Below are 24,403 nucleotides of genomic sequence, written 5' to 3'. Positions count from 1 at the left end.
AACCTTCCCTTTTTATTTGTCAATTACTCAACAATTATTTTTTTGATGGATTTTCGCAGACCATCACTAACAGTTAAAATATACATGCCAGATTGGGCATATCCTATATTAACCTTCTCGTTAAAATCACCGACATTATCATATGTGTTACTGTAAATCATTCGGCCGCCTAAATCAAAAACTTTAAGGTTAATTTCACGGGATAGAGAACCATTCAGCTTCACAATGAATTCCCCCCTATTCGGATTTGGGAAAACGGCAAAGTTTTCAAAACCAAACTCTTCAATAGAGAGTGTTGGCTGAACGTTTATGGTATAATCTTCAATTTCACCATCAAACCCATTTTCGCAAGACGTTGGTAAACCATCATCTTTGTATTTTGTGGCCACCCTCATAATGGTGTTTCCTAAAACGGCATCATTCGGAATGGTAATGGTAAGAGGTGAATTACCCGTTGGGCCATCTGCAACATTATATGCATCACCTAGATCGTATTCCTCTCCTGCATCATCAAAACTGCAATTTTGGTTCCAGTCTACCCAAACTTTAGTTGTTGTTGTATATGCACCATCATCTGGGTCTGTATTTACATTGATGGTTAGGTCATAAGAAATGTTTCTGTTAACATCCGTTGAAAAAGCCTTATAGTCAGAATATGCCGATTTTCCAGAAGCATTGTCAATGGTGTTAAACTGAACAAGCGTTGTGCTTGTTAAATAATCAAGATTTCCTGAAGCTGGGCAAAGTGAGTTAAAGAAAGGGAAATCAACATCTTTGTTTTTAGTTTGGGTCGTGGCAGTCCCTGTGATGGTAATATTATAATTTCCTTGAGAAATGCCATCCAAATTACCAATGGTCATATTGACACTACCCGAAGTACTTAGATTGGTTGGTGAAAAAGATACTGTGCCACCGCCTGGAATACCTGAAGCGCTAAATACGGTGTTTTCAGAAAAACCATTGGCAACCACATATTCAAAATTAAAAACAGCGCTGTTGTCACCACAATCAACAGGCACGAGAGTTGGTTCTACTATAAAGAAATCGGGATTGTTAGATATAGAAAAATCAAAATCTGAAACATCATAAAAAATATTATCGGCGGCTTCAATTAATATGCGTGCAAAACTTGTATCTGGAAGAGACGGAACGGTAAAAGTGAAAGAGCCATCGTTTGGCGTACCAGTAGCAATATCAATTGGAAAAGTTTCACCGCCATCAGTAGATAGTTTAATATTTACACTTTGGCAATTAATTGTTCCAATGTCAGCAGTTTGGCCAACATTCCATTCAATAGTTTGCGACGTTGTTTGTGCCCAAGTTACGGGGTTGTTCACTGTGAAAGGCTCGGTGCTATTAACGGTAATTTCCATAAAATCAACGTCGGTTTGTCCGCCTCCATCAGTACCAATAACATCATTGTCCCTTACCGTGAGTGCAAAATTCATTGTTCTATTAACAGAAGGAAGTTTTTCCCAAGCTGTTGAACCACCGGAAACTATATAATCGGCAAAATCAGGAATACTTCTAACAGGGTTGTTAGTGCCCTCCACGGAACGAACCAAAGGCCCAGTTGTGTCGGTTTCTGACGGTGCGCCGGCAGGGCCGAGGTCGTACTGTTCCCAAGTATAGGTGTGGGTGCTTGTTCCCGATGGGTCGGCATCCGAAGAACTACCTGTAAGCTTGAATGCTGTTGAAATAGGTATGATGTAATCTGGCCCGGCATTGGCCACGGGTGCTGTGTTACCCGTTGAAGATTCTGCGCCACAGGTACTGCTGCCTGTTGTAATATTATCCCAAATCATCTGAATGCTTTTTTGATGAAAATAGGCATCACTATTGGGTTGTATGTTTTGTGAGGAGCAAATGCCTGCATAGGCCATGATGGTTGAGCCACTACCCGGTTCGTAAGCGTTGCTAGATGATCTGTTGCCGCTGCAGCTTCCAGCATTGCCATTGAACGTGTGTGGTGCTCCAAATTGATGACCTAATTCATGGGCTACAAAATCAATATCATAGGCATCCCCAACAGGTATGCTGGATCCTGTTACACCTTGTGCTTTTCGATTGTTAACACAGGGAGAATCCAAAGAAGCCAAACCACCGGCACCTGTACTAAAAGTATGCCCAATATCATAGTTGGCAGGTAAAATGGAATCATTAATAACACTTTGGCTTTGGTCGATAAGCACATTGGCATCGTCATTATTAAAATTATCTGAATCAATGAAAATGATTTTACTGTTATCTACCATGTACATTTTAATGGATAAATCACGTTGAAAAATGGCATTAACCCGATTCATTGTCACTACCATGGCATCCAAAACGGCATTTTTTTTGTCGGCCTCGGTATCTCCTGCCGTTAAGTCAGCAGCCATCCAATGGAATTGTGAATATTCTACCGTTGAGGCAATGGCCAATCTAAATGTTCTTAGTTTACCATCATTCGCGTTAAAAGAAGATTTAATGATTTTTTCCGACTTACTTTCGGTAGTAAAGTTTTCAGGTAAATAACATTGAAATCCTTTTTTCAATGCTGGTAAATCCCCTTTCTTATAAACTAAATACGTGTTTGTCTCTTTAACATATGGATCTATAAATTGAACACCATTTTTTGAAGAAAAAACCATAGCATGCAGCCCTTTGGGGGTTAAACTAAAGGTAATTGTTGCTGAAGGGTTTTCTGTATTTTGTCCAATATATGTGCGTAATTCTGGGTGTTTATCCTGAAAATCGGGTTCTAAAATGGAAGATTCCTTTACTTTATAGGTATCAAAATTACCCTCACTATTGGGAAATTTTATAACAAGCTCTGTTTTTTTGTTGAAAGTACTTTTAGCAGAAACACCTAAAACAGTTTTTAGTTTGGCAACATCCAACTGAAAATATTGGGCTTTGTTGGGTTCGGTTTTTCTAATTAGTTTTTTTTCTTTTGGAACTTTTATATCTGATATTTCCGACCATAGCACCTGATTTTCCTGAGCAGAAATACCATAAATAATGCTCACGAAAAACAGAGCGGAAAAAATTATTTTCATTTTCAAACTTTTCATAGTAGTGGTAATTTGGGTCTTTAAGTGGTCTAAAAATAGGCTCTTAAAATGTCAATTGCAAAAAAATATTTTATCGGCTAAATAACATATATTTGTTTATGAAGTATTTGAGCCTATTATTTTTGGTTGTTTTTATGGTCTCCTGTAAGTGTAAAAAGGAAGTCGCTTCTTTGCAAAACAAGAAGGTAGATTACACTGTTTGTCCTGAAAATGGTACGTGTTCGTTTGAAAATTACAGGAATAAATCCCTTAAAATTGAAGAGGGAGATTTTAACCAAATTTATCTTGCAATGGTTGATGGTCATAATCTGGTTTTGAAGTTTGAATACAAAAAGGACAACGACAAAAAACTGCTTGATGGGAGTTACAGAGAAGAAGTTTTCATCGAATTACCGTTGAAAAATTTTGAGGTTGAGACAACCGATTTAAAAAATAAGAACCTCTTTTTCGCAAGGTGGTGCTACTGCAAAGGGCAAACAGGATATTATAAAATAAATGAAGGCAGCCTAAAAGTATTTAAGCTAAATGATGATAAAGCCAAAATTAATCTCAAATTTAAGATAAGCGAAGTGCCCCAAGTAATAACCGAGATTAGCGAAACTTTTAGCATACAATAAATAGTTAAAATTTGTTTTAACTTACTTATTACCTAGTTTTGTAGAAAACAAAATAGCTTGAAAACTAAGAGTGATTTAAATGCTTTGGGAAACGAGAGAACCGTAGTTACCATCGGCACTTTTGATGGTGTTCACATAGGGCATCAAAAAATAATAAAACGCCTTATTAAAACGGCCAAAATGTCGGGGTTAAAATCGGTCATTCTTACTTTTTTTCCGCACCCTCGAATGGTTCTTCAAAAGGATTCAAACCTTAAACTTATCAATACCATTGATGAACGCCATGATATTCTTAATGCCACAGGTTTAGATTATCTGCTCATTAAAAACTTCACTCATAAGTTTTCAAGATTATCAGCTGAAGATTTTGTGAAGCAAATTTTAGTAGACAAACTAAATGCGAAAAAAGTGATTATTGGTTATGACCATAGGTTTGGAAGAAACCGAAATGCCGACATCAATGATTTGAAGACTTTTGGTGAAATGTATGGTTTTGATGTTGAGGAAATTTCGGCTCAAGACATTAACGATGTTTCTGTAAGTTCTACTAAAATAAGAACAGCTTTAAAAGAAGGAAATATAAAAATGGCCAATGCATATTTGGGCTATAACTTTATGCTGAAGGGAAAGGTTGAAAAGGGAAAAGGTTTGGGAAGACAATTGAACTGCCCAACTGCAAATATTGTAATAGAGGAAGATTACAAACTTATTCCAAAACAGGGTTCTTACATTGTAAGTTCAAAAATAAACGATATACTGGTTTACGGTATGATGAATATTGGAACCAACCCAACGGTAAATGGAAGCAAGCAAACTATTGAGGTACATTTTTTTGATTTTGATGGTGATATTTACGGAAAGAAAATCCAAATAGATTTGTTGCATCGCATTCGGGATGAAGAAAAATTTGAATCTGTTGAAGCATTAAAAGCCCAATTGGCTTTAGACAAAAAAACAGCCTTAGATTTTATTTCAAACCAAAATGCTCAATAAATGGCTGTTTAAACATATCGATAATTCTGCATTAATTGTTTTCAGAATTATTTTCGGGTTACTCTGTTTTTTAGAATCTGTTGGGGCCATTTTTACAGGTTGGGTAAAGAACACGCTCATTGACCCGAAATTCACATTTTCTTTTATTGGCTTTGAATGGTTACAACCACTGCCTGGTATTGGCATGTATTTTTATTATGTTCTGATGGGGGTTTTTGGCCTGTTCATCATGGTGGGCTTTAAGTATCGATTTAGCATAATAAGTTTCTTTTTCATGTGGACGGCAACTTACCTCATGCAAAAGTCGTCTTACAATAACCATTATTATTTGTTAATGCTAATCACTGGCATTATGGCTTGCCTTCCAGCGAATAGATATGCCTGTTATGATACCAAATTAAATCCGGAAACAAAAAGTTATTCCATGCCACAATGGTGCCGTTTGGTTATTATTTTGCAACTTTTTATTGTTTATACCTATGCGTCTATTGCTAAGTTATACCCAGATTGGTTGGACACAAGGGTTATTGAAATGATGATGAAAAGCAAGCAGAATTATCTGCTAATAGGTGAGTTGCTTCAGCAAAAATGGGTGCATTATGTTTTGTCTTACGGAGGTATTTTATTTGATGGATTAATTGTGCCCTTATTATTGTACAAGCCAACCCGGAAATATGCTTTTATAGTTTCCATTTTCTTCCATTTGTTCAATTCCATTGTTTTTCAAATAGGCATCTTTCCGTATTTGGCACTTGCGTTTAGTCTGTTCTTTTTTGAACCAAAAACCATTCAAAAGATATTTTTAAGGAATAAGCCATTATACAGCGAAGTAGAAGTTGAGACTCCTAAGTATAAAAGTGCTTTTCTAATCATTTTTTCAACTTATTTTTTGGTGCAAATAGTGCTGCCACTAAGACATCATTTTATAGGAGATGATGTACTTTGGACGGAAGAGGGGCACAGGCTTTCGTGGCGTATGATGCTACGCTCAAAAAGTGGTCACGCAGCCTATTGGGTTGAAAATAAAACCACTAACAAGGGTAATCATGTAAATTTGGAGGATTATTTAACCGAAAAGCAAAAACGGGCTGCGAGCACAAAACCTGATGTTATTTGGCAGTTCGCCCAACATTTAAAAGAAAAGTATAAAGCCGAAGGGCAGGATATTGCTATTTATGTAGATTGTGAAATAAGCATCAACGGAAAACCTTCAGAAACATTAATAAACCCAAATGCAGATTTGGCCAATGTGCCATGGGATATTTTTAAACACAGCAATTGGATTTTACGTTCAAAACAGGAGTGATTATTTAAGTAATTCCTTAAATTTGTCGCTTAAATTTTTAAAGAATGTTACAAGTCGCCTTTATCAGAGAAAACAAAGAATTGGTCATAAATCGTTTGGCAAAAAGGAATATAGATGCCGCCAAAATGATTGATGACGTGATTGTTTTTGATGAGGACAGAAGGCGTATTCAAACCGAATTGGATAATACTTTGGCAGAATCCAATGCGCTTTCAAAGGAAATAGGGAATTTATTTAAATCTGGTGAAGCCCAAAAAGCCAATCTTTTAAAGGAAAAGACAGGTCTGTTGAAAGAAACCTCAAAGCAACTGGCAGATGCTTTAAACGAGAAAACAGATGCTTTAAACGAGTTGCTTTATAAAATTCCAAATGTCCCTCATGATTCTGTGCCCCGTGGGAATTCAGAACTGGATAATGAAGAAGTTTTTAGAGCAGGTGATATTCCAAAACTGCATGATGGTGCTCTGCCACACTGGGAATTGGCCAAAAAATACGACATCATAGATTTTGAACTTGGCAATAAAATTACTGGTGCTGGATTTCCAGTATACAAAGGAAAAGGAGCAAAATTACAACGTGCCTTAATTGCCTATTTTTTAGATAAAAATACAGCTGCTGGTTATACAGAATATCAATTGCCGGTTTTGGTTAATGAAGCTTCTGGCTTCGGTACTGGGCAATTGCCAGATAAAGAAGGGCAGATGTACTATGTTGCAGAGGACAATTTGTATTTAATACCAACGGCAGAAGTGCCAGGAACCAATATTTTTAGAGATGTGGTTTTAAACGAAAGCGATTTGCCTATAGGTGTTACGGGTTATACACCATGTTTTCGAAGAGAGGCTGGAAGTTATGGAGCCCACGTAAGGGGTTTGAATAGGTTACATCAATTTGATAAAGTGGAAATCATCCGTGTGGAACACCCAAGCAAATCTTATAAAGCTTTAGATGGCATGGTAAACCACGTAAAAGGTATTTTAAAAGAATTAAAATTGCCATACAGAATATTACGTTTGTGTGGTGGCGACACATCATTCGCTTCAGCTTTAACTTACGACTTTGAAGTGTTTTCAACAGCCCAAGATAGATGGTTGGAAATATCTTCAGTTTCAAACTTCGAAACCTTTCAAGCCAACCGATTAAAACTTCGCTTTAAAAACAGTGATGGAAAAAATGAGCTTGCCCATACACTAAATGGAAGTGCTTTAGCGTTACCAAGAGTACTAGCTGGTATTTTAGAAAATTACCAAACTAAAGAAGGTATTTTGGTGCCCGAAGTTTTACAATCTTACACTGGTTTTAAAATTATTGATTAAAATATTTTTGAAGCTTTAAGCCTACAAAAAACGATAATAATTCTTGAAAAAATCGATTAAGTGCAAAAAACGAATGCTGTTTAACGATTTTGTTTCGAATTTCTTGATTTTTTGATATATATTTTTCAAGTTAGCAACACCAAATCTATTCAACCTACTAATTATGAAAAATGTTAAACGCATTGTACTGTTAATTGCTCTAATTTTTTTCGCATCAAAAGTATTGTCTCCAGATTTCGAATTATTTAAATCTGAAGATAACGTAACAGCTATAGTCAAAAAATAGGGATTTTTTTTCGATGCAAATTTATTGATGCAATCCAAAGAGTTAGTTTGAAATAGTCTTTCTTGTTTTTGCGAGAGCTTAAAGACTGTCCCCAATCGAGTATTTAATTAACAAGTAGTTAATAGAACTTTATTTTTGGTTGGTTAGTGCCCGAATTTTATTCGGGCATTTTTGTTAGTGAAACTCTGATTTTTGGAGTCTTTTAAGGCGAATGCAAATTGGTTTGTTGAACTAATCCCGATAGATATCCGAATCTCATGATAGGGACGTCAAATCTTTAAATCTTAAAAAATTCTTATTACCTCAATATCTAAATAGCACATTTGTTATATTTACCGTATGAGACCCTTATTTATCATTTTCTTTTTTGTTGGCGCAATGGCGTTCTCTCAAGGTGATATTCTTGCCAAGGAATATTTTAAAAATGGTGAATATGAAAAGGCATTAATGGAGTATAAAAAATTGTATGCCAAATCGCCATCCAACCCAAATTACATCAATCAAATAATAAGGACGTACCAAGAACTAGAGCAGTACGATGAAGCCGAGGTTTTTTTAACCCAGCTCATGGAGCGCATGAAATATCCACCTTTTTGGGTAGAGTTAGGGTATAATTACCAGCTTAAAAATAATATGGAGAAGGCTCGAGAGTTGTACGATGCGGCGATTAAAAGTATTGATGAACGGGCGAGCAATGTGTTTTCGGTGGCGAGGAGTTTTCAAAACCACTCCCTTTTGGATGAGGCAGTTTTGGCCTATGAAAAAGCTATGGTTTTAAATCCAGATTATAACTTCAATGTGCAACTGGCCCAGATTTATGGGGAACAGGGCAATATTGAAAAAATGTTTAACAGTTATCTTGATTTTGCAGAATCAAATCCTATTGTTTTGAGTGATGTTAAGCGTGCCATCAACGATTTCATAAGTGAAGATGGCCTGGATGAAAACAATGTGCTATTCCGAAAAATTCTGTTAAAAAAAATGCAGGAAGAGCCCGATGTGCTATGGAACGAGTTGCTCAGTTGGTTATTCATTCAGCAGAAAGATTTCAGAAAGGCATTTATACAAGAAAAAGCCATTTACAATAGAATGCAAGAGGGTTTGCAGAGAGTTGAAGAATTGGCTTCAATTTGTGTCAATGAAAATGAAAGTGAAATTGCCAAAGAAGTTTATGGCTATATTATTGAAACAGCGCAAAATCCAGATACTGAACTGAATGCACATTATAACTTATTGCTACTGGAAATCAAGGAAAGTTCAAAAGCTGATTATGCCACAATAGAAGCTAAATATGTAGACTTGTTAAAAACCTTTGGTGCGGAGGCAGAAACCTTAAACCTTCAAATTTCTTACGCCCATTTCTTGGCATTCTATATAAAAGAGACTAAAAGAGCCTCTGTTTATTTAGAAAATCTTTTAGAGAATGAACCCTTAAATCAGCTTGAACAAGCACAAATAAAATTAGAATTGGGTGATATTTTAGTTTTGCAGGAACAATTTAACAAAGCCTTAATTTACTATACACAAATTCAACGAAACCTTAAAAATAGCACCATTTCACAAGAAGCTAGGTTTAAAGTGGCCAAGGCAAGCTATTATAAAGGGGATTTTAAATGGGCAGAATCGCAACTTAAAATTCTTAAATCTTCCACTTCCCAGCTTATTGCCAATGACGCTTTGGAATTAAAGTTGTTGATTACCGATAACAAATATGAAGATTCACTTCAAACCGCTTTAAAACAATATGCGAAAGCCGATTTATTGGCTTTTCAAAATAGAAATGATGAGGCAATAATTTTGTTGGATAAAATATTGGAAGAGCATAAAACCGAACCAATAATTGCCCAAACCCTTTTTAAGCAAGCGCAACTTTTTGTATTAAAAAAAGAGTTTGAAAAAGCCAAGGCAAATTATGAAGTACTCATTGAAAATTATAGAGATGGTATTTTGGTGGACGACGCCCTTTTTAATTTGGCGCAGATTTATGAAAATCAATTAAATCAGATGGAAAAGGCAAAGTCGCTTTATGAGAATATCATCTTTAACCATGCCGATAGCATTTATTTTGTAGATGCCCGAAAACGCTTTAGGGCTTTGCGCGGTGATGCCATAAATTAGAAGAGTTAGATTTTTAAGACCTTTTAGATTTTCAGATAAACCTTTTTCATAATTCAATAATAACCAGAAACCAACAACTACAGACCAACAATCAATGATAATATACAACGTAACGGTAAACATAGACGAAAGCATCCATGACGAATGGCTGGCTTGGATAAAAGAACACATTCCTCAGGTTTTGGGTACAGGTAAATTTGATAAAGCAACCCTAACCAGAGTTTTGGTGGAAGAAGATATGGGTGGTTTTACTTATTCCATTCAATACCGTTCTTATTCACGTGAGGCTTTGGATGCCTATTATAGGGAAGATGCGGAAAGATTGAGAGGTGACGGTTTGAAAAAGTTTGCCGATAAAATGCTAGCGTTTAGAACCGAGCTTCAAATTATTGATGAGTACACGGTTAATTTCAAATAGTTTTGTCACCCATAGCCTTTCGTATTCGTTCATGTCGGCCTAAAGTCGAAGCGTCTTTCGTATCTTTGCCAACTAAAAGTCTTAATTCGTGGCAAGTAACCCCAACCAAAATCAAGTAAAAGCAAAAAAACATTTAGGTCAGCATTTTTTAAATGATGAATCGGTAGCTGAAAGAATAGGAGATACCTTAACCCTTAAAGATTACAAGAATGTTCTGGAAATTGGCCCTGGAATGGGTGTGCTCACCAAATATCTTTTAGAAAAAGATTGCACAACTTATGTGATTGAAATTGATTCAGAATCGGTGGAATATCTTCAGGCAAACTACCTAAATCTGGAGCCTAGAATTATAGAAAAGGATTTTTTAAAATACGATTTAAAGGAGGTTTTTAATTATGAGCCTTTTGCCATAATTGGCAATTTTCCTTATAATATTTCAAGTCAAATTGTATTCAAGGCTTTAGAAATGCGCCAACAAATCCCGGAGTTTTGTGGGATGTTTCAAAAGGAAGTGGCACAACGTATCTGCTCAAAAGAAGGTACCAAGGTTTATGGTATTTTATCGGTGTTAACACAGGCTTTTTATGATGCTGAATATTTATTTACCGTACTGCCAAATGTTTTCAATCCGCCTCCAAAAGTAGATTCGGGTGTTTTAAGATTAACCCGAAAAGAGAACTATACATTGCCCTGTGATGAAAAACTATTCTTTAAAACCGTTAAGCAAGCTTTTCAGCAGCGCCGTAAAACTATTCGTAACAGTTTAAAAATATTCAATTTGTCAGATAATTTAAAAGCAAGTAGTATATTTGACAGGCGTCCGGAGCAATTAAGTGTTCAAGACTTTATTGCCCTTACCCAGTTGATTGAAAAGGACATCTAAAACCTTTAACTATTTTCAATTTGTCAGAAGAAAAGGAAAACATACAATTTCAACTTACTGATGAACTCATTGAGCAGGTGGAACTTCTTATCGAAGAGCGAAAAGATAAGGAGCTTAAAAAGCTTATGGACGAGTTTCATTACGCCGATATTGCAGAAATTCTGGATGAGTTGGATTTGGATCCGGCCATGTATGTTATAAAACTTCTGGATTCTGAAACCACTTCCGATGTGCTGATGGAGTTGGACGAAGACAATCGGGAAAAGGTTTTAAGAAATCTTTCTGCACAAGAAATTGCAGATGAAGTTGAAGAACTTGATACCGATGACGCAGCCGATATTATTGCTGAACTTCCAGAGGAACGCCGACATGAAGTTATCTCCAGAATTGAGGATGAAGACCATAAGGCGGAAATTAAGGAACTACTCGCTTATGATGAAGATACGGCCGGGGGGCTTATGGCAAAAGAGCTTGTAAAAGTATATGAAACTTGGACGGTGGCAGGGTGTCTTCGCCGTATTCGCGGACAGGCAAAAGATGTTACCCGAGTTCACTCCATTTATGTGGTAGACAAGCAAGAAAGGCTCATTGGGCGATTATCTTTAAAAGATTTGATTGTAGCAAAAAGCGACCAAAAAATAGCTGATATTTTTATTTCCAGTGTTGATTATGTAAATGTAAACGAAGATGTAGAGGAAGTAGCAAAAATTATGGCAAAATACGATTTGGAAGCAATTCCCGTAATTCAAAGTGATGACAACAAAGTCCTCTTGGGAAGAATTACCATAGACGATATTGTAGATGTTTTAAAAGAAGAAGCCGATAAAGACTATCAACTTGCTGCAGGTATTACCGGAGATGTAGAGGCAGATGATAGTATTTTGCAATTAACCAAAGCCCGTTTGCCATGGCTGTTTTTAGGTTTAGTTGGAGGTATAGGAGCATTTATTATAATGGAAGGCTTTCAGGAAGCTTTTAGCAAGTATGCCGTACTGTTCTTTTTTACGCCATTAATAGCGGCGATGGCGGGTAATGTTGGGGTACAATCCAGTGCCATTATTGTTCAAGGTTTGGCAAACGACGACGTTAAGGGAAGTATAAACAGTCGATTGTTTAAAGAAATGCTGCTTGCAGCTTTAAATGGGCTTATTCTAGCACTATTTCTATTTCTTTTTGTGTGGATTATCGGTAATAGCCCAAACACGGCATTGGCTGTTTCCATATCTTTGGTAGTTGTTATTGTTGTAGCCGGTTTAATAGGAACTTTTGTGCCTTTGTTTTTAGATAAAAGAGGAATAGATCCAGCAATTGCTACAGGGCCTTTTATTACTACGAGTAATGATATATTGGGCATACTCATCTATTTCTCCATAGCAAAGCTCATTTTGGGTATTTGAATCTTATCATGATTTCATGTAATTTTATTTAAATAATTAAATAAGCCTTTCTTTCACTTTTCCAGTCACTATGAAAATCCTTCACCTTGATACTAACCATGCGCTGATAATTGATCAATTAAATCAGTTAGGTTTTCAAAATGATGAAGATTATTCGTCCTCAAAAGTGGATATAGAAAAGAAAATTAAAAATTACGACGGCGTTATTTTACGAAGCCGATTTACAATAGATAAACAATTTTTAGATGCAGCAATAAACCTGAAATTTATTGGTAGGGTTGGAGCGGGTCTCGAAAATATAGATTGCGATTATGCGGAAAAAAAAGGAGTTTATTTGATATCAGCACCAGAAGGTAACCGCAATGCCGTCGGAGAACACGCTTTAGGTATGTTACTGTCTTTATTCAATAAGCTAAATAAGGCCGATGCCGAAGTTAGGGAGGGAAAATGGCTACGTGAGGATAATAGAGGTATTGAACTTGATGGAAAAACAGTGGGCATAATTGGCTATGGCAATATGGGCAAAGCTTTTGCCAAAAAGCTTAAAGGTTTTGATGTTGCCGTTTTATGCTATGATATTAAGGACGATGTTGGCGATAAAAATGCAAAACAAGTTTCGCTTAAGGAGTTTCAAGAGAAGGTTGATATAGTAAGTTTGCACACACCACAAACACCTTTAACGGTTGACATGGTAAATACTGATTTTATCAACCAGTTTAAAAAACCGTTTTGGTTTGTAAATACGGCTCGGGGTAAAAGCGTTGTTACTTTAGATTTAGTTGATGCATTAAAATCTGGCAAAGTTTTGGGCGCCGGATTGGATGTTCTGGAGTATGAAAAGGCTTCCTTTGAACATTTATTTTCTTCTAATTTGCCTGAGGCTTTCCAATATTTAATTGAAGCTAAAAATGTTTTGCTCACACCTCACATTGCTGGTTGGACGGTTGAAAGCAAAGAAAAGTTGGCACAAACCATTGTAGATAAGATAAAAGCAAACTACTCTACGACCAACTCTTAGAGAATTTAAGGTCACTAATATTAGTGTTAGGCCAAGCCTTAAAGTAGTTAAATCCTGATTAACGAGGGAAATTTACTAAATTTAGTTCTCTAAGGTTTTCATTATGCAATACAATGCCAATTCTCCTGAAGATTACATAAGTCAAGCTCCTGAAGAACGTCATATTGCATTAAAAAAATTGAGAAAGGTTATAAAAGGAAACTTGCCTAAAGGGTTTCAAGAAGGCATTCAATATGGTATGGTTGGATATTTTGTGCCACATTCTATTTATCCAGATGGTTATCATTGCAACCCAAAAGAGCCATTGCCTTTTATGAGTTTCGCATCCCAAAAACATTCAATAAACTTTTACCACATTGGTATTTATGCCATTCCAGAAATTCATGATTGGTTTGTTTCAGAATTTCCAAAGCACAGTAATAGAAAATTAGACATGGGAAAAAGTTGTATTCGGTTTAAAAAAGTTGATGATATTCCGTATGGTTTGATTGCCGAATTGTGCCAAAAAATTTCTGTGGACGAATGGATTTCGATTTACGAGACCAACACCAAAGAGAAATAATTAAAATCAATATTATGAAACTAGGAGTATTTTCAGTAAGCTTAAACGTGAAAGACCTCAAGAGGTCAAAACAATTTTATGAAACCATTGGGTTTAAAAAGTTCGCTGGTGATTTGGCCATGAATTATCTCATCATGAAAAATGGCAACCCATTAATTGGAATATTTCAAGGCATGTTCGAACAAAATATTTTAACCTTTATCCCAGGCTGGGATGAAAATGCCAACAAGGTGGAACCTTTTGATGATGTTAGAAGTATTCAAAAACATTTAAAAAGCAACAATATCCCTTTAGAAAGCGAAACTGACGAAACCGCTTCTGGGCCAGCAAGTATAGTGTTGTATGACCCCGATGGGAATACCATACTTATTGATCAACATGTTTAAACCCTCAAAAAAATGAAAAGGCGAGCAACTGGCATTGGAGGCTTGTTTTTTAAAACCAAAGACCCAAAAGCCACAAAATATTGGTGCAAAAGGCATTTAGGGTTTAATACCAACCATTATGGTTGTACCTTTTGGTGGAAAGATAAAGAGGGCAATGGTTGTTCAAACCAATGGAGCCCTTTTCCTAAAGATACTAGATATTACCGGCCTTCAAAAAAGGAGTTTGTGTTTAATTATAGAGTGGAGAATTTACATGAATTGCTGAAGGTTTTAAAAGAAGAAGATGTTACTGTTGTTGGCGAAGTTGAGGAATACGAATACGGAAAATTTGGCTGGATACTCGATAACGATGGGAATAAAATAGAGCTTTGGGAACCTGTTGATAGTGCTTTTTTGTAAATTCGTTTTCAAAAAATAACCATTGTCTTACTTAGAAATACTTCAGTCGTATCATTTAACTGCATTGCAATGGCTGGCCATCAGTTTTGCGGTTTTTTTATTGGGACTTTCAAAATCTGGCATTAAAGGCATTGGCATCATCATCGTCGTTATTTTGGCATTTGTTTTCGGTGAAAAGGCCTCTACAGGTGTTTTGCTTCCCATGCTTATTGTGGCTGACATTTTTGCGGTAACCTATTACTACCATCATGTTAAATGGCATATTATAAAAAAACTTGTTCCATGGATGATAGTTGGCGTTTTGGTTGGTGTTTGGGTAGGTAACGATATTTCTGAAATGGTATTTAAAAGGCTAATGGCTGTTACCATAATTGCCTCGGTCCTTATCATGTTTTATACTGAACACAGAAAATCTGCCAACGTTCCAAAAAACAAAATATTTGGTATTATAATGGGGTTTTTGGCGGGTTTCACAACGATGATAGGTAATTTAGCCGGGCCAATTTCCAACATATATTTTCTTGCTATTAGGTTTCCTAAAAATGAATTTATAGGTACTGCGGCATGGTTGTTCTTCATTATAAATGTATTTAAGCTTCCCTTTCATATTCTTGTGTGGAAAACTGTAACCGCAGAAACTTTGGTGATCAATTCTGTGCTTATCCCTCCAGTTGTCATTGGCTTTTTCTTGGGTGCGCGTATAGTTAGATTAATTTCCAATGTCAATTATCGGCGTTTTATTTTAATTGTCACTGCCCTTGGAGGTGTTATCATGTTATTTAGGTAATGATCAAGGTTGTAACAGAATGAGAAGTTGACATACTAATAGGTATAAAATTGTAAACCATGTCAACAAAAAACAAAAATTTTAGCTGAAGAAGCCAATGAAAAATTGGATTATTTTGCCGATGAAGCTAAAGGGTAAATAACGGAAGTTTATGACAAAACAAAAGGGTTTATTAAGAGTTTGTTCAATGAAAAATGACATTCAATTGATTAATAACTAATTGAAACCGATTTAATTTTTTAGTACCTTTATAAGGAATATTCTAACCAAAAATTTAAAATTATGTCTGATGAAAAAAATTTAAGCGACGACCTAAACGATATGTTAGGCGATGCTAAAGATGGCGCAAAAAAAGCTGCCAATAAAACTAGTGAAAAAGCCAAAGAGTTTGCCGAGGATGCCAAAGAGGCTGCATCTGAGTTTGCTGAAGAGGTCAAGGAAGTGTTGAGTGATGGTAAAAATGTGGCTATAATTGCTCACATTACGTTAATCGGTTGGGTAATTGCTTTGGTAATGAATAGCAGTAATAAAACAGAACTAGGTTCATTTTATATTCGCCAAGTATTGGGAATTGGATTGATCGGTTTAATTCTAAGTTTTATACCGTTAATTAATGTTATAGGTTGGATCTTAGTTTTAATACTTTGGATAATGAGTTTAGTGGGAGCATTAAGCGGAGAAAAGAAACTTACACCTATGTTGGGAGCACATTTTCAAGATTGGTTTAAAGCATTATAAAAATTAAAAAAAGGCCAAAAAATCAGTTTTGGCTTTTTTATTTCAAATTAACATCGTAATATTGCAATATATAAATTAATTATGGGAGTCACCAAAACACAAATATTTACAGAAAAGCAAAATGACTTGGCCCAGTTTTTTAAAGTACTTGGTCATCCTGCACGTGTGGCCATTTTGCAATATATAAGCAATCAAAATGCATGCATTTGCAATGATTTGGTTGAAGAAATTGGTCTAGCCCAAGCCACTGTTTCACAACACTTGAAAGAACTGAAAAGCATCGGGCTTTTAAAAGGCGAAGTTGAAGGCAAAAGCATGTGCTACTGTATTGATGTAGAACGCTGGACAGAAATACAAAATCAATTAAACACCTTTTTTAATAATACAAAATCTAATTGTTGCTAGCCTATATTAGGCATTAGCAATTCATTTAAATATAAAAAATTATATGAAAACACAAGAATTATTCAAAGTATTGGAAGACCATAAAGACAAATCATTGTTGTTCGAATACAAACCAGGCTTATTAGTTGGGGCTAATTATCATATAACAGAGGTGAAGCATATTAAAATAGATTCTGTTGATTGTGGTTCTCAAACTGATAATTGGAATGAAACAATTATCCAACTATGGGAAAGCCCCAGTGAGTTGGGTAAAACGGAATATATGTCCGTACTCAAGGCTTTGGGGATTCTGAAGAAAGTAGGAAAGATGAAGCCTTATGATATAAACGCTGAAGTGAAATTTGAGTACAGTAACACTACATTTCATATTGCACAGTTATTTGTTAACGATTTCGAAATAAATGGTAACAAACTAATAGTTAAATTAGCCGTTGAAAAAACAGATTGCAAAGCAAGAGAGATTTGTGGTGCACCAGAGGTTTTGCAGCCAGTTTATGAAAATGATGAGCCTTGCTGTTCACCAAATGGAAATTGCTGTTAAGCCATTACAGAAAACTGATTGGGGTGCTGTTTCAAAAATATATTCTGATGGCATAGACACAGGTGTAGCCACTTTTGAAACAGAATGTCCAAATTGGGACGAATGGGATACCAAATACCTTTCTAGTTGCAGAACTGTTGCAGTTGTTAAAAATGGGGTGGTTGGGTTTGCCGTTTTATCGCAAGTGTCTAAACGGCAAGTTTACAGAGGGGTAGCAGAAGTTAGCGTGTACGTTTCAAATGGATTTAAAGGAAAACGCATTGGTGAATCATCACTGAAATCCCTTATTAAAGAAAGTGAAGCCCAGGGATTTTGGACATTGCAAGCCAATATTTTTTCTGAAAATAAAGCCAGTATCAATTTGCATAAAAAATGCGGATTCAGAATGGTTGGTGTTCGAGAAAAAATAGGGAAACTTAACGGTAAATGGTACGACAATCAACTTTTGGAAAGGAGAAGCAAAAAGATAGATTAAAAGGAATTATAGAGAAAAATGATAAACATTTTAGTATTGTGCACAGGAAATTCCTGTAGAAGCCAAATGGCACACGGATATTTAAACCATTTTTTAGATAAAAGAAAGGTAATGGTTTACAGTGCAGGAATTGAAACTCATGGAATTAACCCCGGAGCTGCTGCCATAATGAAGGAAGACGGCATTAGCATTGACCACCATACCTCAAACCATGTTGATGAATATTCTGATGTGGATTTTGATTTCATCATTACTGTTTGCAACCATGCCAACGAAAACTGCCCTTTTATTCCAAGCAAAAATGCAATAAGATTGCATCATAATTTTTATGACCCATCAAAGTTAGTGGGGACGGAAGTTGAAAAGCATGCAGCATTTTTAAAAGCCAGAGAGGAAATAAAAGCATATTTTAAGAAATTTGTTGAAGAATATTTAAGCGGAGATAAAGTGGCTTAATTTTCGTTATGGCCGTTGTTGTTAAACTTGCGTTCCAATTCGGCTTGAAATTCCTCCATAACGGGGCGTACGGTACTTTCAGGTAGATCAGCAATTTTAATGTACATTAACCCGTCTACTGAGTTGTTAAATAAAGGGTCAACATTAAAGGCTACCAGCTTTGCATTTTGTTTTATGTATTTTTTGAGTAATACGGGTAAGCGCAATGCTCCTGGTTCTATTTCGTCAATAATTTTATCGAATTTGTTCAAATCGGCTTCGGTTTCATCAAAAACAAAATCTTTGTCGGCGTCTTTTAACTTCACCTTAAATTCTTTTTTAGGTCTCACATATTGTGCTATATAAGGGTCGTAATAATGCGATTTCATAAACTCAATCATCAATGATTTTGAGAAATTTGAAAACTGGTTGCTAATGCTGACGCCTCCAATTAAAAAGTTATGTTCGGGGTAGCGTAGCGTGGTGTGAACGATGCCTTTCCAAAGCAAAAATAAGGGCATGGGTTTTTGCTGATATTCTTTTATGATGAAGGCACGTCCCATTTCAATGGATTCGCTCATCATTTTATAAAGCTCGGGCTCAAATCGAAATAGGTCTTGAAGGTAAAACCCATTAATGCCGTATCTCTGAAAAATTTGCGACCCTAACCCCATTCTATATGCACCTGCAATGATGTTGTTTTCATTATCCCATAGGAACATATGGTGGTAATAATTATCAAAAGTATCAAGGTCTATAGCTTCGTTAGTGCCTTCTCCAACCTCTCTAAAAGTAATTTCACGCAAGCGACCAATCTCCCTAAGTATATTTGGTATTTTTTGGGCTTGGGCCAAAAACACTTCATAATTTTTACTCTCCAATAGCCGCAAATCCTCCTTTCTTAGTGTTTCAACTTCTTTCAGCATTATAGCAGAATCAACCGGAGTAACTATGTTTTTTGGGGTTTTTGGGGTTTTTAATGTTGAAGAAATGTTATCCAATATTTTGGGTTTATCTTCAAAAGCATTGGAGAGCATGTATGTTTTTCGTCTTAAAAATTCACTGAATTCTTCCAGACCAACATGTTCTTTTTGGTCTTCCACGGAAATTGGTCTTCCAATCCGAACTTTTATTGTTCGTCGTTTTTGGGTCAATAATTCTGAAGGCAGTTTTGCTGTTCTAAAGGTGTCGCTAATTTTTGAAAGTTTATAAAATAGCTTGCTGTTTTTAGCGTGAAAATAAATAGGAACCACGGGCACTTCGGCTTTTTTTACCAATTTCATGGCGGCTTCTTCCCAAGGTCTGTCCACCACCAGTTTGCCATCACGATAGGTTGATACTTCACCAGCAGGGAAAATACCTAACGGATGTCCTTCCCTTAGATGAAGAATGGAATTTTTAAAACCTGCTACACTCGATTTGGCATCCTTTCTGTCCTCAAAAGGATTTACAGGCATGATGAACGGAACTAACGGCTCTATACGGTGAAGTAAAAAATTGGCTATTATTTTAAAATCCTTGCGTTGTTCCAGCATTAATTTTAATAGGAGAACGCCATCAATACCACCAAGCGGGTGGTTTGATATGGTAATGTATGCCCCGTCTTTTGGTAAGCGCTTTAAATCTTCTTCTGGAATTTCAAACTTAATTTTAAAGTCGTCCAAAATAGCATTTAAAAACTCAAGTTCATTAAGGTGCTTATTCCGCTTGTAAATTTTATTTAACGTAGATATTTTAAGAAGCTTCATTAAAAGCCATCCAATAAAGGTGCCTGTAAAACCATATTTGTCCAACTGAATGGCTTTGGCCACTTCTTTGGCAGATACTAAACCTATATCTTGTGGCTTACTCATGGCTGTAAATGTACTAAATTGTTTATTTAGTTACTATTTGAATTGTTTCTTGTGTTAATTGTTTTAATAACACCGTTTTGTCCGCTTCTATTTGGTTTATTGCAGTTTGATTGTAGTGTCTTATCGTGTAAAGCGAAACGTTTTCATGACAAGTTACTTTAAATTTTGCTTTTAGATGCTGTAAAAGCTTATCTAAATTATTATAAATATTGTCAATGCAAACTGAAAAACTAATGGCTGAATTTTGAATAACATCAACCTTCATTTTAAATTGATGCAGCAAGCTGAAAATTTCGCTGATATTTTCTTCAACGATAAATGAAAAATCTAACGATGACAATGAAATTAATACTTGGTTTTTCTTCACTATAAAGCACGGAACCATGGGTTCTAAGGTGATGTTTTTGCCAATTTGGGTTCCAGGTTTTTCTGGTTTTAAAAATGATTTCACAAATAACGGAATTTCCTTGCGCTGTAAAGGTTGCAATGTTTTTGGGTGAATTACCGAGGCACCGTAAAAAGCCAATTCGATAGCTTCTCGATAGGATATTTTATGGAGTATTTGGGCATTTTCAAAATATCGTGGGTCGGCATTTAAAACCCCAGGGACATCTTTCCAAATGGTAACACTTTCGGCATTTAAACAATAGGCAATAATGGCTGCGGTGTAATCGCTGCCTTCTCTGCCAAGTGTTGTTGTAAAATTGTTATCATCGCTTCCCAAAAAGCCTTGGGTAATGTTTAAAACTGATTTATTGAATTTTGAAGATGTTAAGTTTTGAGTCTCGGTCCAATTTACATTGGCACGCCTGTAATAATTATCTGTTTTAACTAGATTTCTAACATCAATCCATATGTTTCTTAAACCGATACTGTTTAAGTACTCGCTAATTATGGTCGTAGAAACCAATTCGCCGTAACCAACAATTTGGTCGTATACAAAGCTATAGTCTGGTGATTTGTTGACTTTTAGCAGGGCACTTAATTCATCAAAAAGAGTAATTACTTTTTTAAAAACCTGATGATTTTCATTGTCAAACAAATCTAAGAGTATCTCATTGTGATATTTTTTTACTTCTTGGATTGAGCTTTGCAATTCGGTTTTGTTTTCAAAATAATTTTTAACCACAACTTCTAGGGCATTGGTAGTTTTGCCCATTGCAGAAACAACGACTACCGTAGTTGAGTGCCCTATTTCTTTTAAAACGGAGGCTAAGTTTTTTACGCCTTCGGCATCTTTTACCGAAGCCCCACCAAATTTGAATACCTTCATGCTATAACTTTGAAATATAGTTTTTAATACCTTCTTCGCTTAATTGAACCACGTCCCAATCGCGCATTACCTTGGCGCCTTTATTTTCATAAAAAGCAATTGCAGGTTCGTTCCAATCCAGAACCTCCCAATTAATACGTTTTACACCAATACTATGGCCATATTTAATAACTTCATCCAAAAGTGCAGTTCCAATTCCAGTGCCGCGCATAGTTTCCCGAACAATTAAATCTTCTAAATGAATGGCGCGACCTTTCCATGTGGAATAGCGGTTATAAATTAATGCAATGCCTTCAATTTTTGCATTAACTTCGGCAACAAAGCACAGGAATGCTGGATGCTCTCCAAAACCATCCTGTTCCAAATCTTCTGCCGTAACTTCAACGGCATCAGGTTCTTTTTCAAATATGGCTAGTTCTTTAATTAATTCTAAAACTTGGAGCATATCGTTTTTAACAGATTTTCTTATAGTAAAATTCATATTTCTTAAAAATTATATCAAATATAGTTTAAAGTTAAATAATGGTGTAATCGATAACGAAAACGTTGTAGTTTGCCAAAAAATTCAGTTAATTTGTAGAAACAAACTAATCAACTATGGCTCATAAAAAGCAAACTCTCGGGGAATTTATTATAGAAAACCAGGCATCTTTTAAGTATTCCTCTGGTGAGTTATCAAGTTTACTTAATTCCATCCGTCTTGCTGCAAAAGTTGTTAACCACGAGGTAAATAAGGCTGGTTTGGTTGATATTATTGGGGCGGCAGGAGATACCAATATTCAAGGTGAAGACCAGCAAAAACTTGATGTTTATGCCAATGAGAAGTTTATACAAACGTTAACCAAGCGGAACATTGTTTGTGGTATTGCCAGTGAAGAGGAAGATGATTTTATAACTATAAACAGTCAAGACGAAAACCATCAAAATAAATATGTCGTTTTGATAGATCCTTTGGATGGCTCTTCGAATATTGACGTAAATGTTTCAGTAGGGACAATTTTTTCTATTTATAGAAGGGTAACACCAGTTGGTACACCCGTTCAACTCGAAGATTTTCTTCAGAAGGGAAGCGAACAGGTTGCAGCTGGTTATGTGGTTTATGGTACATCAACCATGTTAGTTTATACCACTGGTGATGGTGTTAATGGCTTTACCTTAAACCCAGCCATTGGATCATTTTACTTATCGCATCCAAATATGAAATATCCAGTTGATGGCAATATTTATTCGGTAAACGAAGGAAATTATATTCATTTTCCGCAAGGCATTAAAAACTATATTAAATATTGCCAAAAGGAAGAGGAAGATAGGCCCTATACCTCTAGGTATATTGGCTCATTGGTTTCTGATTTTCATAGAAATATGATTAAAGGAGGTATTTATTTATACCCTCAAAGTTCGAAGAATCCTAACGGAAAACTACGTTTGTTATACGAATGTAACCCTATGGCATTTTTGGCGGAACAGGCTAATGGTAAATCCAGTGATGGGTTTACAAGAACTTTAGATGTTGAACCAACTGAGTTGCACCAACGCGTGCCCTTTATTTGTGGCAGCAAGAATATGGTTGAAAAGGCTGAGGAATTTATGCGGAATGCTCAATAAATAAGAAAGGTAATGGAATAAAAAATGCGAGCTTTTAGCTCGCATTTTTTTGTTCTTTCATTTTGTGTTTGCCTATAAAGCAACCAAATCCCCAGCAACATCTTTTGATGGTAAATCTGATTTGCCCATCAAATATAAATCTACTTGGCGGGCGGATTCGCGTCCTTCAGAAATGGCCCAAACAATTAATGATTGTCCACGGCGCATATCTCCAGCAGTAAAGATATTTGGTATGTTGGTTTGGTATTTTCCGTACTCGGCTTTATAGTTTGATCGAGCGTCTCTTTCAATGCCCAATTTATCTGCCAACGTACTTTCCGGACCTGTAAAGCCAAGAGCCAATAAAGCTAGATCACATGGCCAAGTTTTTTCGGTGCCAGGTACTTCAATTAATTGAGGGCGCTCACCCGGAACCATTTTCCACTCAACATTTACCGTTTTAAGGGCGGTTAATTTATTATTTTTATCAGTTACAAATTCTTTAGTATTTATTAACCAATTGCGTTCAACACCCTCTTCGTGTGAAGACGATGTTTTTAATTGTAACGGCCAGAATGGCCATGGCGTAGTTGGTGAACGGTGCCCGGGAGGTTTGGGCATGATTTCAAAATTCACAACCGATTTTGCTCCATGGCGGTTAGAGGTTCCAACACAGTCTGATCCTGTATCACCACCCCCAATTACAACAACATGTTTGTCGGTAGCCATGACTTGGTTTTCAACTTTTTTACCAAAAAGTACTTTGGTTTGTTGCGTTAAAAAGTCCATAGCTTGTACAACACCATCAGCATCAATTCCTGGAGTCGGTAGACTGCGTCTTTCGGTAGCACCACCACAAAGTACAACAGCGTCAAAGGCTTTTAGTTCTTCAACATCGTAATTAACACCAACATTAACATTGGTTTTAAAGGTGATGCCTTCAGCCTCTAAAATGGCTAAACGACGGTCAATGATTTCCTTTTCCATTTTGAAATTAGGGATGCCGTAACGTAAAAGTCCGCCGATTTCGTCATCTCTTTCAAAAACGGTTACGGTATGTCCAGCTCTATTTAATTGCTGTGCAGCGGCCAAACCAGCAGGTCCAGAACCTACAACGGCAATGGTTTTTCCAGATCTTGTTTTGGGAGGCTGTGGTTTAATCCACCCTTCCTTAAAAGCACGTTCAACAATCTGTTTTTCGATATTTTCAATGGAAACAGGGTCTTCTATAATTCCCAAAACACAAGATTTTTCACAAGGTGCAGGACATAATCTGCCTGTGAATTCAGGGAAATTGTTTGTTGAATGCAGTATCCAAGAGGCTTTTTGCCATTCACCTTGGTGTACCATATGGTTAAAATCTGGGATTAAATTCCCCAGAGGGCACCCACTATGGCAAAATGGGATACCGCAATCCATACAACGCGAACCTTGTTTGGTTATTTCTTCTTCACTTAATGGAACTGTAAATTCTTTATAATGTTTTACCCGTTCTTCAACAGGCGTGTATTTTTCATCTTGTCTTTCAAATTCTTTGAATCCGGTTACTTTTCCCAT

General features: G+C 36.1%; 24 protein-coding genes. 19 read left to right on the top strand and 5 right to left on the bottom strand.

Going from position 1 to position 24,403, the window contains the following annotated elements; all coding sequences use genetic code 11:
• Positions 1 to 23: 23 nt before the first annotated feature.
• Positions 24 to 3,041: a reprolysin-like metallopeptidase gene (locus tag ACB104_RS11765; protein WP_370478926.1), complete on the bottom strand. Its 3,018-nt coding sequence runs from the start codon at positions 3,039 to 3,041 to the stop codon at positions 24 to 26.
• Between the two features lie 113 nt (positions 3,042 to 3,154).
• Here ACB104_RS11765 and ACB104_RS11760 point away from each other — a divergent pair, with 113 nt between their 5' ends.
• The 18 genes from ACB104_RS11760 (at position 3,155) to ACB104_RS11675 (ending at position 18,157) form a co-directional block, all read left to right on the top strand.
• A complete protein-coding gene (locus tag ACB104_RS11760; protein ID WP_370478925.1) occupies positions 3,155 to 3,673 on the top strand; it encodes a hypothetical protein in 519 nt (172 codons plus the stop codon).
• A gap of 57 nt (positions 3,674 to 3,730) precedes the next feature.
• Complete coding sequence (locus ACB104_RS11755; protein ID WP_370478923.1) at positions 3,731 to 4,666, top strand: bifunctional riboflavin kinase/FAD synthetase; 936 nt, start codon at positions 3,731 to 3,733, stop codon at positions 4,664 to 4,666.
• A complete protein-coding gene (locus tag ACB104_RS11750; protein ID WP_370478921.1) occupies positions 4,656 to 5,972 on the top strand; it encodes an HTTM domain-containing protein in 1,317 nt (438 codons plus the stop codon). Before ACB104_RS11755 ends, ACB104_RS11750 begins: the two co-directional genes overlap by 11 nt.
• Before the next feature lie 44 nt (positions 5,973 to 6,016).
• Complete coding sequence (serS, locus tag ACB104_RS11745; protein WP_370478919.1) at positions 6,017 to 7,288, top strand: serine--tRNA ligase; 1,272 nt, start codon at positions 6,017 to 6,019, stop codon at positions 7,286 to 7,288.
• 625 nt (positions 7,289 to 7,913) lie between these two features.
• The gene (locus tag ACB104_RS11740; protein WP_370478918.1) at positions 7,914 to 9,692 is read left to right on the top strand and encodes a tetratricopeptide repeat protein; all 1,779 of its coding nucleotides are present in this window, start codon (positions 7,914 to 7,916) and stop codon (positions 9,690 to 9,692) included.
• A gap of 94 nt (positions 9,693 to 9,786) precedes the next feature.
• Positions 9,787 to 10,110, top strand: coding sequence for a DUF4286 family protein (locus ACB104_RS11735; RefSeq protein ID WP_370478916.1), 324 nt, complete (start codon positions 9,787 to 9,789; stop codon positions 10,108 to 10,110).
• A gap of 88 nt (positions 10,111 to 10,198) precedes the next feature.
• Positions 10,199 to 10,993 (top strand): 16S rRNA (adenine(1518)-N(6)/adenine(1519)-N(6))-dimethyltransferase RsmA, encoded by a 795-nt coding sequence (gene rsmA, locus ACB104_RS11730; RefSeq protein ID WP_370478914.1) that lies wholly within the window; start codon positions 10,199 to 10,201, stop codon positions 10,991 to 10,993.
• A 20-nt stretch (positions 10,994 to 11,013) separates the two neighbouring features.
• Complete coding sequence (mgtE, locus tag ACB104_RS11725) at positions 11,014 to 12,390, top strand: magnesium transporter (RefSeq protein WP_370478912.1); 1,377 nt, start codon at positions 11,014 to 11,016, stop codon at positions 12,388 to 12,390.
• A 70-nt stretch (positions 12,391 to 12,460) separates the two neighbouring features.
• Positions 12,461 to 13,408, top strand: coding sequence for a 2-hydroxyacid dehydrogenase (locus tag ACB104_RS11720; protein ID WP_370478911.1), 948 nt, complete (start codon positions 12,461 to 12,463; stop codon positions 13,406 to 13,408).
• Positions 13,409 to 13,511: 103 nt separating this feature from the next.
• Positions 13,512 to 13,970, top strand: coding sequence for a DUF1801 domain-containing protein (locus tag ACB104_RS11715; protein WP_370478910.1), 459 nt, complete (start codon positions 13,512 to 13,514; stop codon positions 13,968 to 13,970).
• Positions 13,971 to 13,984: 14 nt separating this feature from the next.
• Positions 13,985 to 14,356 carry a VOC family protein gene (locus ACB104_RS11710; RefSeq protein WP_370478908.1) on the top strand — a complete coding sequence of 124 codons (372 nt, stop codon included), beginning with the start codon at positions 13,985 to 13,987 and terminating at the stop codon, positions 14,354 to 14,356.
• Between the two features lie 12 nt (positions 14,357 to 14,368).
• Entirely contained in the window at positions 14,369 to 14,755 is a 387-nt protein-coding gene (locus tag ACB104_RS11705; RefSeq protein WP_370478906.1) for a VOC family protein, read from the top strand.
• A 22-nt stretch (positions 14,756 to 14,777) separates the two neighbouring features.
• Complete coding sequence (locus ACB104_RS11700; RefSeq protein WP_370478904.1) at positions 14,778 to 15,542, top strand: sulfite exporter TauE/SafE family protein; 765 nt, start codon at positions 14,778 to 14,780, stop codon at positions 15,540 to 15,542.
• Positions 15,543 to 15,824: 282 nt separating this feature from the next.
• Entirely contained in the window at positions 15,825 to 16,280 is a 456-nt protein-coding gene (locus tag ACB104_RS11695) for a YtxH domain-containing protein (RefSeq protein ID WP_370478903.1), read from the top strand.
• 81 nt (positions 16,281 to 16,361) lie between these two features.
• Positions 16,362 to 16,685: an ArsR/SmtB family transcription factor gene (locus ACB104_RS11690; protein WP_370478901.1), complete on the top strand. Its 324-nt coding sequence runs from the start codon at positions 16,362 to 16,364 to the stop codon at positions 16,683 to 16,685.
• Between the two features lie 43 nt (positions 16,686 to 16,728).
• Positions 16,729 to 17,226 carry a DUF6428 family protein gene (locus ACB104_RS11685; protein ID WP_370478899.1) on the top strand — a complete coding sequence of 166 codons (498 nt, stop codon included), beginning with the start codon at positions 16,729 to 16,731 and terminating at the stop codon, positions 17,224 to 17,226.
• The gene (locus ACB104_RS11680) at positions 17,189 to 17,701 is read left to right on the top strand and encodes a GNAT family N-acetyltransferase (protein WP_370478897.1); all 513 of its coding nucleotides are present in this window, start codon (positions 17,189 to 17,191) and stop codon (positions 17,699 to 17,701) included. The genes ACB104_RS11685 and ACB104_RS11680 overlap by 38 nt, the downstream gene beginning before the upstream one ends.
• An 18-nt stretch (positions 17,702 to 17,719) precedes the next feature.
• Entirely contained in the window at positions 17,720 to 18,157 is a 438-nt protein-coding gene (locus ACB104_RS11675; protein WP_370478895.1) for an arsenate reductase ArsC, read from the top strand.
• On the opposite strand, the gene ACB104_RS11670 is transcribed toward ACB104_RS11675, so the two are convergent.
• From ACB104_RS11670 to ACB104_RS11660, 3 genes are read right to left on the bottom strand one after another with little or no spacing between them, the layout of a single operon-like run.
• Positions 18,154 to 19,989 carry a GNAT family N-acyltransferase gene (locus ACB104_RS11670; protein WP_370478894.1) on the bottom strand — a complete coding sequence of 612 codons (1,836 nt, stop codon included), beginning with the start codon at positions 19,987 to 19,989 and terminating at the stop codon, positions 18,154 to 18,156. The genes ACB104_RS11675 and ACB104_RS11670 overlap by 4 nt on opposite strands.
• Positions 19,990 to 20,011: 22 nt before the next feature.
• Positions 20,012 to 21,262 carry an aspartate kinase gene (locus tag ACB104_RS11665; protein WP_370478892.1) on the bottom strand — a complete coding sequence of 417 codons (1,251 nt, stop codon included), beginning with the start codon at positions 21,260 to 21,262 and terminating at the stop codon, positions 20,012 to 20,014.
• 1 nt (position 21,263) lies between these two features.
• The gene (locus ACB104_RS11660) at positions 21,264 to 21,743 is read right to left on the bottom strand and encodes a GNAT family N-acetyltransferase (RefSeq protein ID WP_370478890.1); all 480 of its coding nucleotides are present in this window, start codon (positions 21,741 to 21,743) and stop codon (positions 21,264 to 21,266) included.
• 116 nt (positions 21,744 to 21,859) lie between these two features.
• On the opposite strand from ACB104_RS11660, the gene fbp reads away from it, so the two are divergent.
• Positions 21,860 to 22,867, top strand: coding sequence for a class 1 fructose-bisphosphatase (gene fbp, locus ACB104_RS11655; RefSeq protein WP_370478889.1), 1,008 nt, complete (start codon positions 21,860 to 21,862; stop codon positions 22,865 to 22,867).
• 72 nt (positions 22,868 to 22,939) lie between these two features.
• Here the strand turns inward: fbp and ACB104_RS11650 are convergent, their stop codons facing one another.
• Positions 22,940 to 24,403 (bottom strand): glutamate synthase subunit beta, encoded by a 1,464-nt coding sequence (locus ACB104_RS11650; RefSeq protein ID WP_370478888.1) that lies wholly within the window; start codon positions 24,401 to 24,403, stop codon positions 22,940 to 22,942.

Source organism: Tamlana flava (assembly GCF_041287255.1).
GTDB lineage: Bacteria > Bacteroidota > Bacteroidia > Flavobacteriales > Flavobacteriaceae > Tamlana > Tamlana flava.
Note: the sequence above shows the minus strand (reverse complement) of the source record. Positions and strands in the feature narration are given on the sequence as shown.

Bases quoted from the DNA above. Each gene is read 5' to 3' on its own strand.
- ACB104_RS11765 (WP_370478926.1), bottom strand. From the start codon at position 3,041: ATGAAAATAATTTTTTCCGCTCTGTTTTTCGTGAGCATTATTTATGGT.
- ACB104_RS11760 (WP_370478925.1), top strand. From the start codon at position 3,155: ATGAAGTATTTGAGCCTATTATTTTTGGTTGTTTTTATGGTCTCCTGT.
- ACB104_RS11750 (WP_370478921.1), top strand. From the start codon at position 4,656: ATGCTCAATAAATGGCTGTTTAAACATATCGATAATTCTGCATTAATT.
- serS (WP_370478919.1), top strand. From the start codon at position 6,017: ATGTTACAAGTCGCCTTTATCAGAGAAAACAAAGAATTGGTCATAAAT.
- ACB104_RS11740 (WP_370478918.1), top strand. From the start codon at position 7,914: ATGAGACCCTTATTTATCATTTTCTTTTTTGTTGGCGCAATGGCGTTC.
- ACB104_RS11735 (WP_370478916.1), top strand. From the start codon at position 9,787: ATGATAATATACAACGTAACGGTAAACATAGACGAAAGCATCCATGAC.
- ACB104_RS11720 (WP_370478911.1), top strand. From the start codon at position 12,461: ATGAAAATCCTTCACCTTGATACTAACCATGCGCTGATAATTGATCAA.
- ACB104_RS11715 (WP_370478910.1), top strand. From the start codon at position 13,512: ATGCAATACAATGCCAATTCTCCTGAAGATTACATAAGTCAAGCTCCT.
- ACB104_RS11710 (WP_370478908.1), top strand. From the start codon at position 13,985: ATGAAACTAGGAGTATTTTCAGTAAGCTTAAACGTGAAAGACCTCAAG.
- ACB104_RS11705 (WP_370478906.1), top strand. From the start codon at position 14,369: ATGAAAAGGCGAGCAACTGGCATTGGAGGCTTGTTTTTTAAAACCAAA.
- ACB104_RS11695 (WP_370478903.1), top strand. From the start codon at position 15,825: ATGTCTGATGAAAAAAATTTAAGCGACGACCTAAACGATATGTTAGGC.
- ACB104_RS11690 (WP_370478901.1), top strand. From the start codon at position 16,362: ATGGGAGTCACCAAAACACAAATATTTACAGAAAAGCAAAATGACTTG.
- ACB104_RS11685 (WP_370478899.1), top strand. From the start codon at position 16,729: ATGAAAACACAAGAATTATTCAAAGTATTGGAAGACCATAAAGACAAA.
- ACB104_RS11680 (WP_370478897.1), top strand. From the start codon at position 17,189: ATGAGCCTTGCTGTTCACCAAATGGAAATTGCTGTTAAGCCATTACAG.
- ACB104_RS11675 (WP_370478895.1), top strand. From the start codon at position 17,720: ATGATAAACATTTTAGTATTGTGCACAGGAAATTCCTGTAGAAGCCAA.
- ACB104_RS11670 (WP_370478894.1), bottom strand. From the start codon at position 19,989: ATGAGTAAGCCACAAGATATAGGTTTAGTATCTGCCAAAGAAGTGGCC.
- ACB104_RS11665 (WP_370478892.1), bottom strand. From the start codon at position 21,262: ATGAAGGTATTCAAATTTGGTGGGGCTTCGGTAAAAGATGCCGAAGGC.
- ACB104_RS11660 (WP_370478890.1), bottom strand. From the start codon at position 21,743: ATGAATTTTACTATAAGAAAATCTGTTAAAAACGATATGCTCCAAGTT.
- fbp (WP_370478889.1), top strand. From the start codon at position 21,860: ATGGCTCATAAAAAGCAAACTCTCGGGGAATTTATTATAGAAAACCAG.
- ACB104_RS11650 (WP_370478888.1), bottom strand. From the start codon at position 24,403: ATGGGAAAAGTAACCGGATTCAAAGAATTTGAAAGACAAGATGAAAAA.